The 15437-nt window shown below is 70.6% G+C and carries 12 protein-coding genes; 4 read left to right on the plus strand and 8 right to left on the minus strand.

The annotated features are described in order from the left end of the window. Positions 1-214 precede the first annotated feature (214 nt). The 4 genes from AB5J62_RS06380 to AB5J62_RS06395 are packed head-to-tail and all read left to right on the plus strand — an operon-like array spanning position 215 to position 4576. Positions 215-1279, plus strand: coding sequence for a hypothetical protein (locus AB5J62_RS06380; protein ID WP_370947178.1), 1065 nt, complete (start codon positions 215-217; stop codon positions 1277-1279). Next, the gene (locus AB5J62_RS06385) at positions 1279-2412 is read left to right on the plus strand and encodes a toxic anion resistance protein (protein WP_370947179.1); all 1134 of its coding nucleotides are present in this window, start codon (positions 1279-1281) and stop codon (positions 2410-2412) included. Before AB5J62_RS06380 ends, AB5J62_RS06385 begins: the two co-directional genes overlap by 1 nt. After that, entirely contained in the window at positions 2412-3995 is a 1584-nt protein-coding gene (locus AB5J62_RS06390) for a substrate-binding domain-containing protein (RefSeq protein ID WP_370947180.1), read from the plus strand. Before AB5J62_RS06385 ends, AB5J62_RS06390 begins: the two co-directional genes overlap by 1 nt. Beyond that, positions 3992-4576, plus strand: a complete 585-nt coding sequence (locus AB5J62_RS06395) for a hypothetical protein (RefSeq protein WP_370947181.1) — start codon at positions 3992-3994, stop codon at positions 4574-4576. Before AB5J62_RS06390 ends, AB5J62_RS06395 begins: the two co-directional genes overlap by 4 nt. A gap of 73 nt (positions 4577-4649) precedes the next feature. Here the strand turns inward: AB5J62_RS06395 and AB5J62_RS06400 are convergent, their stop codons facing one another. The 8 genes from AB5J62_RS06400 to AB5J62_RS06435 all read right to left on the minus strand — a co-directional run bounded on the left by AB5J62_RS06400 (position 4650) and on the right by AB5J62_RS06435 (position 15427). Next, the gene (locus AB5J62_RS06400) at positions 4650-6158 is read right to left on the minus strand and encodes a thiopeptide-type bacteriocin biosynthesis protein (RefSeq protein ID WP_370947182.1); all 1509 of its coding nucleotides are present in this window, start codon (positions 6156-6158) and stop codon (positions 4650-4652) included. 11 nt (positions 6159-6169) lie between these two features. Beyond that, on the minus strand, positions 6170-7951 hold the full coding sequence (locus AB5J62_RS06405) for a TOMM precursor leader peptide-binding protein (protein WP_370947183.1): 1782 nt from the start codon (positions 7949-7951) through the stop codon (positions 6170-6172). Next, positions 7948-9252 (minus strand): hypothetical protein, encoded by a 1305-nt coding sequence (locus tag AB5J62_RS06410; protein ID WP_370947184.1) that lies wholly within the window; start codon positions 9250-9252, stop codon positions 7948-7950. The genes AB5J62_RS06405 and AB5J62_RS06410 overlap by 4 nt, the downstream gene beginning before the upstream one ends. Continuing rightward, a complete protein-coding gene (locus AB5J62_RS06415; RefSeq protein ID WP_370947185.1) occupies positions 9249-10265 on the minus strand; it encodes a hypothetical protein in 1017 nt (338 codons plus the stop codon). The genes AB5J62_RS06410 and AB5J62_RS06415 overlap by 4 nt, the downstream gene beginning before the upstream one ends. Continuing rightward, entirely contained in the window at positions 10256-12715 is a 2460-nt protein-coding gene (locus AB5J62_RS06420; RefSeq protein WP_370947186.1) for a lantibiotic dehydratase, read from the minus strand. Before AB5J62_RS06420 ends, AB5J62_RS06415 begins: the two co-directional genes overlap by 10 nt. Next, complete coding sequence (locus AB5J62_RS06425) at positions 12715-12867, minus strand: thiazolylpeptide-type bacteriocin (RefSeq protein ID WP_370947187.1); 153 nt, start codon at positions 12865-12867, stop codon at positions 12715-12717. Before AB5J62_RS06425 ends, AB5J62_RS06420 begins: the two co-directional genes overlap by 1 nt. A gap of 219 nt (positions 12868-13086) precedes the next feature. Continuing rightward, entirely contained in the window at positions 13087-13974 is an 888-nt protein-coding gene (locus AB5J62_RS06430) for a serine/threonine-protein kinase (protein ID WP_370950196.1), read from the minus strand. A gap of 16 nt (positions 13975-13990) precedes the next feature. Further along, positions 13991-15427: an N-6 DNA methylase gene (locus AB5J62_RS06435; RefSeq protein WP_370947188.1), complete on the minus strand. Its 1437-nt coding sequence runs from the start codon at positions 15425-15427 to the stop codon at positions 13991-13993. Positions 15428-15437 lie beyond the last annotated feature (10 nt).

Consider the following 15437-nt stretch of genomic DNA (forward strand, 5'->3'; position numbering starts at 1 on the left):
ATTACGAAATGGCAACGCCAAAGTCACGCCCGGGTGACAAGGGGCACAGATCAGCACTTCAGGGCGTTAGGCGCTGGTTGCATGCCGTGAAAACGGCGACACCGCGTGAGCGTGCGGCTACGCGCGCGAGTTCATCAAGCGTTCACTTCCATACCGTCTTCCCCAGCGTCAAAGAAGTGAAGGATCCAGCAGTGCGATCCGGGGGAGGACATTGGTGAAAAGAAGGCTGTCCATCGGGTTGGCCGTGGCGCTCCTCCTGGCCGTGGTGGCCGTCATCGTGTGGGGACGCGGCGACGACACGACGCAGGCCGAGCTGACCACGGTGCGGGGCGCGATCGGTTCGGAGAAGCTGCCGTTCTTCCAAGATCAGCGGGTGCTCGACGCGTTCGCCAAGCACGGCTTGAAAGTGCAGGTCGACGCCGCCGGCTCGCGTCAGATCGCGACCAGTCTCGACCTCGGCAAGTACGACTTCGCGTTCCCGGCCAGTTCGCCCGCCGCGCAACGCATCCAGCGCGACCGCAAGGTGACCAGCGTCTACACGCCGTTCTCCTCGCCGATGGCCGTCGCGACGTTCGAGCCGATCGTCAGCCTGCTCAGCGCGCAGAACGCCGTCCACAAGGGGCCCGGCGACTACCAGGTGCTCGACATCGCCAAGTACCTGGAGCTCACGGCCACCCGCTGGGACCAGCTGCCCGGCAACACCGCGTTCCCGGCGCGCAAGAACGTGCTCATCACCACCACCGACCCGCGCGAGTCCAACTCGGCGGCGATGTACCTGTCGATCGTTTCCTTCGTGGCCAACGGGAACGCCGTGGTCAGCACGCCAGAGGCCGAGGCGAAGGTGGCGCCGGGGCTGGCCAAGCTGTTCCTCGACCAGGGGTACACGCAGAACAGCACCGAAGGTCCGTTCGAGGACTACCTCTCGGCGGGGATGGGCAAGACGCCGATGGTGCTGATCTACGAGTCGCAGTTCCTCGGCAGGCAGCTCAAGGCCGACGGCGCGATCCGGCCGGACATGCGGCTGCTCTACACCTCGCCGACCATCTACTCCAAGCACACGCTGATCCCGCTGGGCGGCAACGGCGACAAGGTCGGCCAGCTGCTCTCGACCGACCCCGAACTCGGCAAGCTCGCCGCGTCGTTCGGCTTCCGCACCAGCGATCCGCGCCACTTCACCGAAACGCAGCCGAAGGCGCCAGCCGACCTCGTCGACGCGGTCGAGCCGCCGACGTTCGAGACGCTGGAGCGGATGCTCGACGCCGTGAAGAAGCAGTACTGATGGAGTTCACCCTCACCCCGCCGGAGCCGGTCGAGCCCATTCCCGTCGAACGCGCGGCCGGGCTCGTCGCGCTCGACCCCGAGGTGGCCGCGGCCGCCGAAGAGCGGGCCGCGCACTTCGCCGGGAAACTGGCCGAACTCGACGTCCGCGCGCCGGAGTTCACCACGCGGCTCGACGAGCTGCTGTCCGTCGGCGAGTCCGACATGCGTGCCGCCGCGACCGTGGCGGGCGCCATGCTCGACCGGTCCGCGCGGGCACTGGCCGAGCAGCGGTCACCGCAGCAGCAGGTCACGCTGAGCCTGGCCGGGCTGCGGCGGACCGTGCGCGAGCTCGATCCGGCGCAGCTGCCGCTGACCGGGCGCAAGGTGCTCGGGCTGATCCCGATCGCGGGCAGCGCGCGCAAGGCGCTCGAGCGGTATCGCGCGGCGAACGAGCCGGTCAACGCGCTGGTCATCGAGCTGCGCACGCGTCAAGACGTGCTGCGGCGCGACAACGCGGCCATCAAGGGCGAGCGCGAACGGCTCTGGCAGACCATGGGCAAGCTGTCCGAGGCCGCGGCGCTCGCGGGCGCGGTCGACGCGGCGGTCGAGCGGCAGGCGGAGATCTTCGACCTCGCCGACCCGGCGAAGGCCAACACCCTGCGCGCGGACGTGCTGCACCCGATCCGCCAGCGGCACCAGGACATCCTGACCCAGCTCGCGGTCAGCGCGCAGGGCTACCTCGCACTCGATTTGATCAAGCGCAGCAACGACGAGCTGATCCGCGGTGTCGAGCGCGCGGTCTCGACCACTGTCTCGGCGCTGCGGATCGCCTTGGTGATCAGTGCCGCGCTGGCGAACCAGCGCGACGTTCTGTCCGAAGTGGACGCCTTGCAGTCCACAACGGACGGTCTGATCAAGGCGAACAGCGAGCTGCTCTCGTTGCAGAGCGCCGAAATCCGCAAGGCGAGCAGTGACCCCGCGGTGGGCACGGAGACGATCAGGCAGTCGTTCGAGCGGATCTACGCCGCCATCGACGCCATGGACGAGTTCAAGGCGGGCGCGGCGGCGACGATGTCCGTCACGGTCGAGGCGCTCGCGGGGGAGATCCGGCGCGCCGAGGACTACCTGCGCCGGTCACACGAGGGGGCTTGATGAGGAAGCTGATCGCGGCGCTGGCCGTCACCGTGCTCGCGGCCGGGTGCGGCTCGGACGCCGAACCCGCCGGGCCGCAACCGGGCGTGCTGCGCGTGCTCGCCGGCAGCGAACTCGCCGACATGCAGCCGATTCTCGACGAGGCCGCGCAGGCGACCGGCGTGCAGGTCAAATTCACCTTCACCGGCACGCTCGAAGGCGCCGAGGAGCTGGCGAACGGCAGCGCCGACGGCAAGTACGACGCGGTTTGGTTCTCTTCGAACCGGTACCCGCAGGCGGTGCCGGAGGCGGCGAAGCGGCTCGGCAATCAGGTCAAGATCATGAGCTCGCCGGTGGTGCTCGGGCTCGCGAAGCCGGCGGCCGACCGGCTGGGCTGGAGCGGCAAGCGCGTCGGCTGGGCCGAGATCGCCGACGCCGCGGGCAAGAAGGCCTTCACCTACGGCATGACCGACCCGTCGGCGTCCAACTCGGGCTTCTCGGCGCTGGTCGCCGTCGCGTCCGCGCTGGCCGGGACGGGCAGCGCGGTCACCGCCGAGCAGATCGGCGCGGTGACGCCCGCGCTCACTCAGTTCTTCAGCGCGCAAACGCTTTCCGCTGGGTCTTCCGGCTGGCTCTCCGACGCCTTCCAGCGCCGCGCGGCGGGCCAGGACCCGGGCGCGAAGGTCGACGGGCTGATCAACTACGAGTCCGTGCTGCTGTCGATGAAGCCGGCCGAACCGCTGACACTGGTGTATCCGAGCGACGGCGTGGTGACGGCCGACTATCCGCTGACGCTGCTCACCGGCGCGAACGACGACGCGCGGGCGGCACACCAGAAGCTCGCCGATCACCTGCGCACGCCCGATCTGCAGCGCAAGATCATGACCACCACCCAGCGCAGGCCGGTCGTGCCCGGCGTCGAACTCGGCACGCAGTTCGCGCAGCGCGACCTGATCGAGCTGCCGTTCCCGGCGACGCAGCAGTCCGTCGACGCGCTGCTTTCGGCCTACTTCAACAAGATCCGCCGCCCGTCGCGCACGCTGTACGTGCTCGACACCTCGGGTTCGATGCGCGGCGACCGCATCGAGTCGCTGCGCTCGGCACTGGCCGGGCTCACCGGCGCCGACGACTCGCTGACCGGGCGGTACCGGCGGTTCCGTGGCCGTGAGGAGATCACGGTGCTGCCGTTCAACTCCGTGCCGGGCACTCCGCGCACGTTCACCGTGCCCGAGGCCGATCCGCAGGCCGAACTCGCGAAGATCAAGGACTACACGCAAGGTCTCGAAGCCAGTGGCGGCACCGCGATCTACGACAGCCTCAAGCAGGCGTACACGCAGCTGGGCGCGGCCGACCCCGACCGCTTCACGTCGATCGTGCTGATGACCGACGGCGAGAACGCGAACGGATCGGACGTCGGCGACTTCCAGCGCGCGTTCGGCGCGTTGCCGGTGGAGTCGCGGCGGATCCCGGTGTTCACCGTGCTGTTCGGCGAGGGCAGTTCGGACGAGCTGACCACGGTCGCGACGCTCACCGGCGGCAAGGTCTTCGACGCGCGCACCACGGCGCTGGCCAAGGTGTTCCAGGAAATCCGCGGTTACCAGTGAAATACCTCGGCTCCACCAAGAATCTCGCCGGCTGCCTGGCGGGGTTCGTGGGCGTGCTCCTGTATCTGACCGGCGTGATCGACGGCTGGCTCTGGCTTCCCGTCGTGGCCGCGTTGTACGCCGTCGGCGCGTTGCTGGCGCCGCCGGAACGGGTCCGGCTGGTGCCGGTCGAAACCGGCCAGCTCCGGGACGACCTGCGCAAGGTCTTGGACGCGGTGCGCGCGCAGTCGGCCCGCATGCCGGACACGGCCGTCGACCGCGTGACGCGCATCGGGGACATCGTCCTCGGCATGCTCGACCGCCCCGCCGAACTACGCGCGAATCCCGACGTCCTGCACTCGGTGACCCGGCTCGCGACCGTCGACCTGCCGCTCTCGGTCCAGTCGTACCTGAACCTGCCCTGGTGGTTCGCGGCCAAGCGCGCGGGCGGCGAGCTGATCACCCAGCTCGACCTGCTGGAGACGGACGCGCACCGCGTCGCCGAGCAGTTCTACTCGGCCGACATCCGCCAGCAGGCCGACCACACCCGCTACCTGCGCGACCGAGGCCTCGAAAACCCAGGCCCCGAAAACCCGGGATAAAGCCCGCTAAACTCCCCGGGATAAAGCGGGCTTTATCCCGCGAAGTAAAGCCCGCTTTATCCCGGCTCGGGGGTTACAGCCTGCCCAGTGGAACGAGATATTGCAGTGGCTGGGTGAGGTCGTCGAGGCCGAGCAGTTCGTGCGCGAGGTCGTCGTTGAAGCCGTTGATCGGGGTGCCGCCGAGCCCGAGCGCCGCGGCGACCAGCAGCAGCGTCTGCGCGAGATGCCCGGCCTCCAGCAAGCCGAGCCGCAACGCGCGCAGGCCGTAGCGCTGCCGCAGCATGCCGAGGTCGACATAGAGACCCAGCATCACCGGCGCGGCTTCGATGGTGATCGCGTACGGGTCGTCGGGCGGCCGCAGCAGGTACCCCGACAACGCCGACAAGTCCTCAGTGGACGGTAAACGACCGACCCGCCGCAGCGCCCGGTTCTCCGGAACGACTTCGTAGCAACCGGGTTCGACGCCGTCGACCGCCATCGCGAACAGCCGCAGCCGCGCGGTGTAGAGCGCGCCGGCGCTCGGATACGGCCGGTGCGCGTGCCCGCCCGTGTGATGCGTCTCCGCGTGCGCGTTCCACAGCAGCGAACCCAGATCGTTCGCGGTGAGCGGGCCGGTCAACGCGCCACGAGTGGACACTCGGCTCGTCAACACCTCGCCGATCCGCGCCGGCGGCAACGGTGAATGCGGCAGGGGAGTGCCGCCCGTGCGTTCCGGCACCGGGATGGTCTTCGCCGCAGACTCGGCGCGGGCGCCGATGTGGAACTTGCTGTGCTCCAGGTAATGCGTGTCCGGACCGTCCTCGTCGAAGAACGTCTCGTCGTCGTCGAGCAGCGCGCGTGCGGTCAGCAGGCAGACGGCGCGTTCCTCGTCCGGCACCACACCCATGCGGTTGAGCAGCATGTGGAGCTGCGACGCCCACACCCACGTCCGCGCTTCACCCAGGTCCAGCGCCGAGTCGGCCGAGCTGACCGCGTCCGACCAGTCGGGCGCGTAGGCGTCCTCGATCCGGCGGACGAGCGCCTGCCGCTGGCCCGCGTAGACGGCGTTGACCTTCGAGTGGATGACCGGCGCTGGCAGCAGCGACACGCCTTCCGCGTGCTGCCAGCTGCGCGAATGCCTGCGCAGCCAGCGCGCGGTCTCCAGCCGGTCCATGCCGAGCGCGCGCCCGGTCGCCACGGCGAGCGTCGTCGCGACGGACAGCCGCTCCGAGCGGACCGGCGTCTCGGCGATCACGCGCAACGCGACCTGGGTCGACTCCGTGAACACCGCTTCGGCGATCGGCAGCGCCAGCGGTCCGCCGTAGCGGGAAGTCTCTGGCACATAAGGGATTTCCCGCACTTCGCCGTGCTTGGACGGCCACGGGCCTTCGAGCTCCGGCAGCTTCGACGCCAGCAGGTGCAGCTGGTGCGCGAGGCCGGGATCGGCGTCACGCACCCGGATCCGCAGATGCGGCCCGCCCTCGCCGTAGCGGATGAAGAACCACGACCGGCCCTCCAGCAGCGGGGCGACGTCGGCGAGCAGGAACTCGTCGGCCACCTCCGGCGTGCAGTGCAGGAAACAGTGCAGGCTGGTCCATTCCACGGCGCGGCTCCTCACGGGAACGGGTGCGGGTCGGCGAACACCGCGCCACCGAGCCGCGGCAGGCCACGGGTGCGGTGGTTCACGTGTCCGAAGGTCATCGGGATCGAGCCGGGCACGACGACCTTCACGCACGACAGGCCGAGCCGGTCGCGGGCGCCGGGCTCGTCGAGCCGGACGACCACGACTTCGAGGTCCAGCCGGTCGACGGTCGCGCGCAGCAGCTCGGTCAGATCGTGCACGGGCTCGGCTTCGGCGAGCGCGGCTTCGGGCAGGTCCGCGATCAGGGCTTCGATCCGCGGCAACGCTTCCGGCAGCGTGTTGACGCCGACGTGGTCGTCGAGCGTCAGCACCAGCTCCGGTTCGGCGAACAGCCGTCGCAGCCGGTCGAGGTCACGCCAGCCGGGTTCGGCCGCGGCGCGCCTGGTCACGTAGCCGACGTTCGACACCAGCTCGGAGATCGCCGACCGGACTGCGGTCGCGGGATCGTGGTGCGCGCCCGCCGCGATGAACGCCCGCGGCGCGTCCTGGTCGTCGCCCTCGTAGCGGGCGATCGCGACCATGGCCGGGATGCCGAAATCGTTGGTGGCGTCGACGACCGTGACCCGATAGCCCAGTTCGGCCGCCCGGCTGACCAGCGTCGATGTGACCAGGTCGCCGGGAATCCGGACCGGCGGCAGCGGCTCGCGCCGGTACCAGGCCATCAGGAAAGCGTCGCGTTCGGCGATCTCGAACAGCCCGTACAGCGCGGCTTCCTCGGGGCTGTTGCCGAGCCCGCAGCCGTTGGAGCACTCGTAGACCACCCGCGCCGAACCGGGCGGATCCCAGTAGGCGACGTGCTCGGGCACGGCCACCGAACGGTCGCGGGTGAGCGACCAGCCGTGCACCCAGGCGAGTTCGAGATCGGGGTGATACGGCACGGTCGGCGCGGACGGATGCCCGTGGTAGGCGGGATCGGGCAGGCCGAGCCGTTCCGGGTCGAGAGCCTTGTCAGCGCCCAGTTCCGCGAACGACGCGCGCAGCGCGGTCCGGCGGCCGGTCGGCTGCGCGCCCGCGAAGCGTTCGAGAGCTTCGAGCAACGCGACCCGCTCGCTGCCGTGGAAGTCGACGCCGCGCCCGAAACCGCCTTCCGGCAACGGCAGGCCACGCGCGATGAGCGCGCTGGTCAGGCCGAACACCGAGTCCTCGGTCCGGTAGACGTGCTGGACCGGGCCGAACACGGGGTCGTGCAAGGCTTCGCGTAAGTCCTCAAGGGACGTTCGCGGGTTGGGCTGCCGCAGTACCGTGGGATCGGGCAGCGGACGGGGTTCGAGCGCGAACCGCTCGGGCTCGTCGTCCGGCAGCGGAGCGCAGACGTCGCAGCCGCCGACCGGCCTGATCTCGTGCTTCGACCAGGTGCCCCGGCCGCTGTGCAGGGTCCAGACCACGCCGGGCTCGGGCGTGAGGAGTATCGACTCGGCGAGCGCGGCGATCCCGTCGATCAGCGCGGGTGACGGCACGCCGCCCAGCAGCAGGTCGGGGTCGTTGCGCGGGGTGCGCGCGGTGGTCATGCGCTGCTTTTCCGCGCAGTGCAGGCAGCCGACGGCGCCTCGGCGCAGCACCGGCCCGACGAGCACGAGCGCGCCGTCGAAGCGGATCGGCAGGTGCAGGACGTCCGTGCGCGATGCGTGCCTGGCCAGCGCGGCGGCTTCGCGCGGGGTCCAGTCGGCCAGCATGACCACGGCTGAGCCGTCGGTGACAGCCAGCGCCTCGGCCAGCGTCAGGACCGGGAGAGTCTCGCTGAGCGCGTCGATCATGCGATTTCGCCGAGCGTGACGTAGGGCTGTGGTCCCACGAGGCGCTCAAGGCGTTGCCGTAGCTGAGCTTCCCGGTCGGCGACTTCGGTCAGCCACGGCACGTCCACGCCATCCAAAGTGGACAGTGCGCCGCTCGCGGCCGCCAGGTGGCGTGGTTCGAATCCGGCGAGCCTGGCCTGCGCGCGGCCGGTCGCGGTCAGTGAGGCGAACTTCATCGCATCCTCCTGGGTGGCTTCGATCGCGACGATGCCCTGCATTTCGGCACGGTGGACGCCCTCGGTCAGCTTCGCGGCGGCCTTGCGCAGCGCCCGGCCTTCGGCGTGCTCGCGGTTCACGCCGACCGTCTCGAAGCCGAGCAGTACTTCGGCGGCTCCGCAGGCGGCTTCGAGTCTGGCCAGGTCGGTGCGCGCCGCGCTCGCCAGCACGTCGCCGCACCGCGCGAGCGCGACGGGAAGCTGGGGGAGCGCTTCGGGCAGCGACGCCGGAAGACAGCCGATCTTGCTGTCCCCCAACGCTTCCACGAGACGCAAAGCTTCGCTCAGCGTGGCGGGCTGGGTACGCGGCCGCCACGGGTGATACTCCGCGCCGTCCGCCGTGGCGATGAGCACCGCGGCGCCGCCGGGCAGCAGCCGGGGATCGTCGCCGTAGGTCGCGGGATCGGGCAGCCCGGTCGCGGCGGCCAGCAGCCGCTGCACGGCCGAACCGGCGACCAGCGAGGTCAGCGGATCGGCGGCGGGTTCGGTCTTCCTGAGCCCCAGCCGCTCGGTCAGCGCGCGGGCATCGGCCCTGACCCGGCCGGGAGAGCCCGGCTCGCTGACGAAAGCGGTACCGCCGCCTTCACCCACGGCGACGGCATGGTCCAAAGTGGACAGAGTCACCGAGCCACGAGGGCCGGGGACCAGGGTCGTGGCCACGCCGAAGCGGGCCAGCGACCGGCACACCGCGGCCGCCAGCAGGTCGTACTCGGCCGCGCGCACCGTGACGGTCAGGCCGCGCACCGTCCGCGACGCGACGCCGGGACTGGGTGCCATCGCGCCGAACCAGTCGTCGGTGTCCTCTTCGGACACCAGCATGCCGTGCTCGGCCAACGTGTCGAGCAGTGTCGTCAGCACCCGCCGGGCGCCCGGCCCGGCCTCGGCGAGCAGCGCGTCCGCGTCGCCGAGGCGCAACGCGTCCTCAAGCCGTTGCCACAGCCGGGGAACCGCGCTCGCGCCCGCCACGGTGAAGCTGCCTGACCAGCCGCGGACGTGCACCCCGTTCGGGACGGCGGTGGCCCGGACACCCGGGCGCAGGCGGGTCATCGACGGCTCCTGATCGCGGCGGCCAGCTCGGCGCGCCAGTCGTGCCCGGTGAGCACCGGGACCGCCCGCGTGACCAGATAGGCGGCCAGGTAACGCTCCAGCGGCCGCAGATCGCAGAGCAGGAGCAGCTGGTACAGCATGTTCGTGCACCACCGGTAGGTGAGGATGTCCGGCCGCACGCGCATCGCACCTTCGGGGTCGGCCTGATGCATGAGCTGGTGATACTCGCTGAAAGTCTCGCGACGACGTCCCGCTCCGCCGCTCAGGTCGGCGCCTGCTTCGAGCCGGGATTCGACGTGTTGCCAAGCTTTTTCGGACCAGGCGGTCCACGTCTCTTCACCGCCGGCGACCCGTTCGACGAGCGCCAGCACCTGCTCCCGGTGACGCACCCACTGCGCTTCGAACTGGGCGGCGAGCCGTCCGTCCGGGTCGTCGTTCGCGAGGAAGTCCTCGAGATGCGAGAGATAAGAGTGATATCCGGCGGTCAGCCCGGCCGGGTAGCGCGCGGCGTGCGCGGTCAGCGCGACCATCGCCACCTGCAGCCGTGACGCGGCGGAATCCCCGTGGTCACCCAGGAATTCGCAGGCCGCGCGCACCGCGGGCACGCCGAGCCGGAGCAGCTCCGTGCGGATGCCGGCGCCGTCGAGGCCGAGCGTCGGCAGTATCCGCGCCGGTGCGAGGCGGACGGTGTTGTCCGGCTGGATCGGCTCGTACGGCGGCTCGATCAGCTCGGCCGGACCGGCGGCCGCCGCTTCGGCCAGCAGCGTCGCGGTGTCGATGTCGGCCGATGACGGCCGCACGCTCAGGTATTCGCACAGCCGGACGGCGGCCTCGGCGGCCTGCGACTCGGCCCCCTCGCCACGGATGGCGATCCGGACGTGCGGTCCGTGCAGCCAATGCCGTTCGAGGTGGACGCCGAGCCCGGCCGAGGTCAGGTCCGCCGCGATCGGCAGCACCGCCTCGCGCAGCAGCGGGGCCTTGACCGGGTGATGGTAGTAGCAGATCACGTCCACTGTGGACTTCCGTTCCGGTAGGTCTCCACGACCAGCTCGACCGCGCGGCGCGGCTGGGCCCGCCCGCCCGCCGCCGGCAATGCCTCTTCGAACACGGCACCGTTCTCGTGCCTGGACAGCCACTTGCGCAGGCTGCGCAGGTGCAGCGCGGACCCGAGGTCGGCCAGGTGCGGTTTCGGCTGCTGCAGGTACTTCAGCAGCCCGGCGGCCGAGCGTTCGCCGTCGGCGGGCGCGGCCGGGTGGAGGAAGACCTGCTCGGGCAGGCCGAGCAGCGCACGCCACTTCGCGACCGCGCGGAATGGCACCTCTTCGGCGGCCAGGTCGGCGCTCAGCTTGGCGACCGTGCCCGCTTCGAGCAGCCAGCGGCGCCGTCGCAGCACCACGTTCCCGTGGCGCAGGCGGGGCGTCCTGGTCAGCACACCGCCGGGGATTTCGGTGGTGTGATGGGGAATGAGCTTGCGGAACGTCGCCAGCCCGGTCGGGAAGTCGTTGAGGAACGGGGCCAGCCGGTCCGGCAGCATGACCGGCGCGAGGAAGCCGGGATAGAGCACGTCCAGCGGCTCGCCGGTCGACTTCAGCCGGAGCCGCAGCTCCGTGCCGTCGTCGAAGAGTTCGAGGTCGGACTCGGTGAGCGACGACCAGCGCGGGTCGTTGCCGAGCTCGTCCGCGACCAGCCTGGGATGCAGGTTGGCGTTGAACCCGCCGACCGGGCGGATCTGCACCGGCCTGGCGAGGTGCCCGCGGATCTGCCGGGACACGGCCTCGGCCGCGGCCGGGTCGAGCGACGGCAGGAAACGGCTGGTGAACCGGCCCCAGCCGCCGTGCAGGTGGTTGACGCACAGCAGTCCGGTGTCGGGGTCGTTCTGGACGAAGAACGAGTACGACATCGGGCGATGCGGCGACGTTTCGACTGCCTCGCGGACCAGCGCCTCGGGCAGCGTCACCTCGTCGAGCGGGTGGTCGCTGGTCGGTCCCGGCTCGACGACGGCGAGGGTTTTCCACGTGTCACGGACTTCGGAGGCGAACTCCCACGGACGACGGCAGACGCCGCCGTCGCCGTAGCGGGCGACGAACCGCTCGCGCAGCGCGGCACGCAGGGTGTGGCCGAGGTCGAAGTGCTCGGCGACCGCGGCGATCTCGCCGAGCGCCGTGTGGTCGTCGGGGGAGAGAAAACCGCCCAGTGGCAACGGTTCGCGGATCACCACGTCTTCGGTGAGCACGGGCGCGGCCGGTCCTGGCCGCCCGATGGCTTCGAATAACGCGGTCCAGCGGGCGCCGAGCGCGTTGAGTGCCCGCTGCCGCTGTTCGGGCTCGGTGGTGCCGAAAGCCGCTGTCGCGTCGGCGATCCCGTCGAGCTGTGCGGCGAGCGGATCCGGCCGGAGCCAGTCCGCGAGGTCGCGCACGGCGTCGGTGGACTGCGGGTCGATCGGCGCGGACGGCACGAGCAGACCGGCTTTGACGAGCTGGCCGACGTACCTGTCCGCCGGTTTGCCAAGCCGGTTGGTGAGTTCGGCGATGAGGTCGTCGAGCGGTATTCCCTTGCGTGCCAACGTGACGACCAGGCCGAGCGGTCCACTGTGGGCGACCGTGACCTCGTCCTCCGCCGACGTGAGGAAGCGCCCGCCCGCGAGCTGCAGCCGGGTGCGCAGGAACCTGGCTTGGCCGTCTTCGATGCGCGGTTCGCTGGTGAGGTGGTGCGGCAGCGCACGGCTGCGTTCTTCGGTGAGCACGGCGTCGAGGAAGGTTTCGACGAGCGCGCGGTTGGAGGTGGTGACGATCGCCAGGTGCGCGTCGGACGGCCAGCCGTCGCTCGCGCCGTGGTCGTCCAGCCTGCCCCAGCCGACGAGGGTGAACCACGACAGGGGACTGGTCTTGGTGCTGGCGCGCAAGGCGTAGCGCAGCACGGTCGGCTCGGCCTTGCGGCCGCGCTTGTCCGGGGCCGTGCTCGTCCGCAGGACGGCGCGCAGGAGGTCTTCGCTGGTCAGCGCGATGGCCTTGCGCAACGCCGGGTCGGCGCACAGCTCGGTGAGGTTTTCCCGGTCGGCCGTGAGCGCCTCGGCCGTGAGTTCGGCGAGCTGCTCGCAGGCGGCCTTGTGTTCGGCACGCGCGCCCAGCCAAGCCGCCAGCTCGGGAACGCGGTGTGGCAGGTCGCCGAGCCGGTCGATCGCCGGTTCGCGGCCATTGAACACCGCGCGCCGCAATGGCAGTACGACGTCGCGATGGAATTCCGCCGAATGGGTTCCGGAACTGACGTACAAAGCGTCGCACAGCACCGGAGCGAGTGCCGCCAGCTCGGTTTCGAGCACGGTCAGCCTGGCCTGTATCCCTCGGAATGCAGCGCTCGCCGCGCGCTCGCCGGGATAAGCGGCCGCGGCACCACGGACGAGCGCGTACGGGGCGAGAACCGCCCCGCACGCACTCGATGTCCGCGTCGCTGTCGGTTCGGGCACTACTGCTGGACGGGCTGCTGGCTGCAGGAGGAAGAACCCTGGCAGGAGCAGGAGCCCCAGGACGCGCCGGTCTCGGGCAGCGCGACCGTGTCACGCAGCGAGGTGACGGTCAGCTCACCCAGGTCGAGCGAGTCGAGTTCGAAATCAGACATAGGTTCTCCTTGATGGGGAAGGGAAAGCGGAAAAGGGAGGCTCGAGTTCTTGGCCAGAAATCTCAAGGGGAACCGTAACGCCGGATCGAACGGGTTGAACACTCCTGTTTTGCGGTAGGGGTGAGAAACGCATATAGGGGACGTGGGCTATTCAGACCAATGCCCGTGCGATCCTCCCGGGTCCGGCTGTGGGTAAAAGTGCCGTCCCGGGTGAGATCCTCAGTCCTTGGCCCTGCCGAGGATGCGGGCGTACATGCGCCCGGGGTTCGGCTGAGCGGAGACGAACCCGGGCAGCGGGGGAAGATCGACCGCGAAGGCTTGCAGTCCCTCGTAGACGGCCAGCGCGCTCGCGGGACGGCGTGCCGGGTCCTTCTCCAGCAGGCCGCCGATCAGCGCGTTCAGGCCCGCGGGCACGCCACGCACCGGCGTGGGGCGCTCCTTGACATGGCGTTCGAATACCGCGTAAGCCGTCGGTCCGCTGAAAAGAGGTTGCCCCGTAAGCATTTCGTGCAGCAGGCAGCCCAGCGCGTAGAGGTCACTGTGCGGGCCCGCCGAGCCGCGCTGGATCTGCTCGGGCGCCATATAAGCCGGGGTGCCCAGGATCTGGCCGCCGCGGGTGAACTGGGCGACGTCCGCCTCGCGTAGTACCGCGAGGCCGAAGTCGAGCACCTTGACGCCGCCGTCCGGGCACAGCATCAGGTTGGTGGGCTTGAGATCCCGGTGGCAGATCGACAGCGCGTGCGCCGCCGAAAGCACCGCGCACGCCTGCGCCGCGATCGACGCCGCCCACGGCACCGGCAGCGGGCCGTGCTCGCTCAGCAGGTCGGCGACCGTGATGCCGTCGATGAACTGGATGACCTGGAACAGCCGCCCCTCGAACATGCCGAAGTCGTAGAGGATCGGCGCGCCGGCGTGGTCCAGTTTCGCCAGAATCCGGGCTTCTCGGACGAAACGCCGGGTCAGTTCGTCTTCGGGGCCGCCAGGGAGCCGGAGGAATTTGATCGCCACCCGGCGGTCGAGGTGCTTGTCGTGTCCACCGTGGACGGCACCCATCCCGCCCTGGCCGAGCGGCAGGTCGTCGAGCTCGTAGCGGTCGGCGATGAGCATTCCGGGCAACACCCCCTCACCGCGGTCCGAGCCGCCCACCCAGCAGTCCTTCGAAGCCTAACCGCACCAGCGCTTCCCCTGCCGCCGTGGCCGCGCGCAGGGTTTCGTCCAGCGCGGTGAGCTGCTCGAACGCCGCACCGTAAGCGCGCTGTTCCGCGAGCGTCAACCGCGGCACCGGCGTCCGCTTGACGTCGAGCCTGCTCGACCCCGACGCCGGTTTCGCCAGCGCGGCACGCAAAGCGCCCGCCAGGAACGCCGGATCGAGCAGTTCGGGGTCGATCAGGTAGGTGGCACCGGTCGGCGACGTGACCGGCTCGTCGCCGGGCGCCGCCTTGATCAGCTCGCCGAGCGTGGTCATCGGCGTGCCGGGAGAAGGCGCCAGTGACGGCGGCACCGGCGCGGCTTTCCCGAACTGCCGCAGCGCGTCGGAGAAGGCCGCCGCGACGTCGGCGTCGCGGTGCCGGGCCGGGCTCAGGTCGACGTCGTCGTCGAGCAGGTCGATGATCCGGGTCGACGCCTCCGCCGACTCGACGTCGGCCAGGTTTTCCGCCTCCAGCAAAAGGATCTTCGACGGCGGCGCCTCGCCGGGCACCGGACGGCGCAGCAGCCAGAGGTCCCGGGTCGCGCCCGGCAGGGTCACCACACCGAGCAAAGCGCCCGCCCGCAACAGGTTCCCCCGGATCCGCTTGCCCGGACGGCGGCTCGCCGTGGCCAGCGGCAGCAGGATCGCGACCCGCCCGCCCGGTTCGGCCAGCGAAAGGCAGTGCTGCACCCACGCGAGTTCCGGCTCGCCGCGCGGCGGCAGCCCGTACTCCCAGCGCGCATCGCCGATCAGCTCGTCGTAGCCCCACGTCCGGTCGTGCCACGGCGGATCGCACACCACGGCGTTCGCCCGCGCCAAACCGTTGGCGCGCAGTGAATCCCCGGTGACGACCTGAACGCCGGGCACGCGCAGCGCGCTGATCCGGGCGCTGACCGGGTCCAGCTCCTGACCGGCGCCGGACCCGGCCGCCATCAGCAGCGTCCCGACACCGCACGCCGGATCGGTCACCGGCCCGCCGCCGACCAGCCGGACCATCAGCTCGGCGACCTCGACCGGCGTCACGTTCAGCCGCCGCGAATGCGCCTCGAAGTACCGCTGGCAGAGGAACTCGAACGTCGCGTGGTCCTTGATCTCACGCCCGGCCTCGACTACCAGTTCGCCCAGACGCAGGTCGTCCTCCGCCGCGCGCAGCCGCTGCCAGATCCGGTCGGCCGGGGAGACCTCGAACGACTTCCCGTTGCGGCGCAACCAGTCTTCGACCTCGGCGAGGGAGAACAGCGGGCTCGACGCCGTGCCGCCGACCGGGCGAGGGAAGTCCTCGTGCCGCCGTCGCCAGTTGCTGACCGCGGCCCGCCCGACGTCGACGAGCCGGGCGATGTCGCCGAGATTCACGGTGGCGTCCATGTACACAGGCTAGCTG

Source organism: Amycolatopsis sp. cg5 (assembly GCF_041346955.1).
Classification (GTDB): Bacteria; Actinomycetota; Actinomycetes; order Mycobacteriales; family Pseudonocardiaceae; genus Amycolatopsis.

What these genes read in the sequence shown, in the direction of transcription:
- AB5J62_RS06430 (WP_370950196.1), bottom strand. Translation starts at nt 13,974, where the DNA reads ATGCTCATCGCCGACCGCTACGAGCTCGACGACCTGCCGCTCGGCCAG.
- AB5J62_RS06385 (WP_370947179.1), top strand. Translation starts at nt 1,279, where the DNA reads ATGGAGTTCACCCTCACCCCGCCGGAGCCGGTCGAGCCCATTCCCGTC.
- AB5J62_RS06405 (WP_370947183.1), bottom strand. Translation starts at nt 7,951, where the DNA reads ATGATCGACGCGCTCAGCGAGACTCTCCCGGTCCTGACGCTGGCCGAG.
- AB5J62_RS06410 (WP_370947184.1), bottom strand. Translation starts at nt 9,252, where the DNA reads ATGACCCGCCTGCGCCCGGGTGTCCGGGCCACCGCCGTCCCGAACGGG.
- AB5J62_RS06425 (WP_370947187.1), bottom strand. Translation starts at nt 12,867, where the DNA reads ATGTCTGATTTCGAACTCGACTCGCTCGACCTGGGTGAGCTGACCGTC.
- AB5J62_RS06390 (WP_370947180.1), top strand. Translation starts at nt 2,412, where the DNA reads ATGAGGAAGCTGATCGCGGCGCTGGCCGTCACCGTGCTCGCGGCCGGG.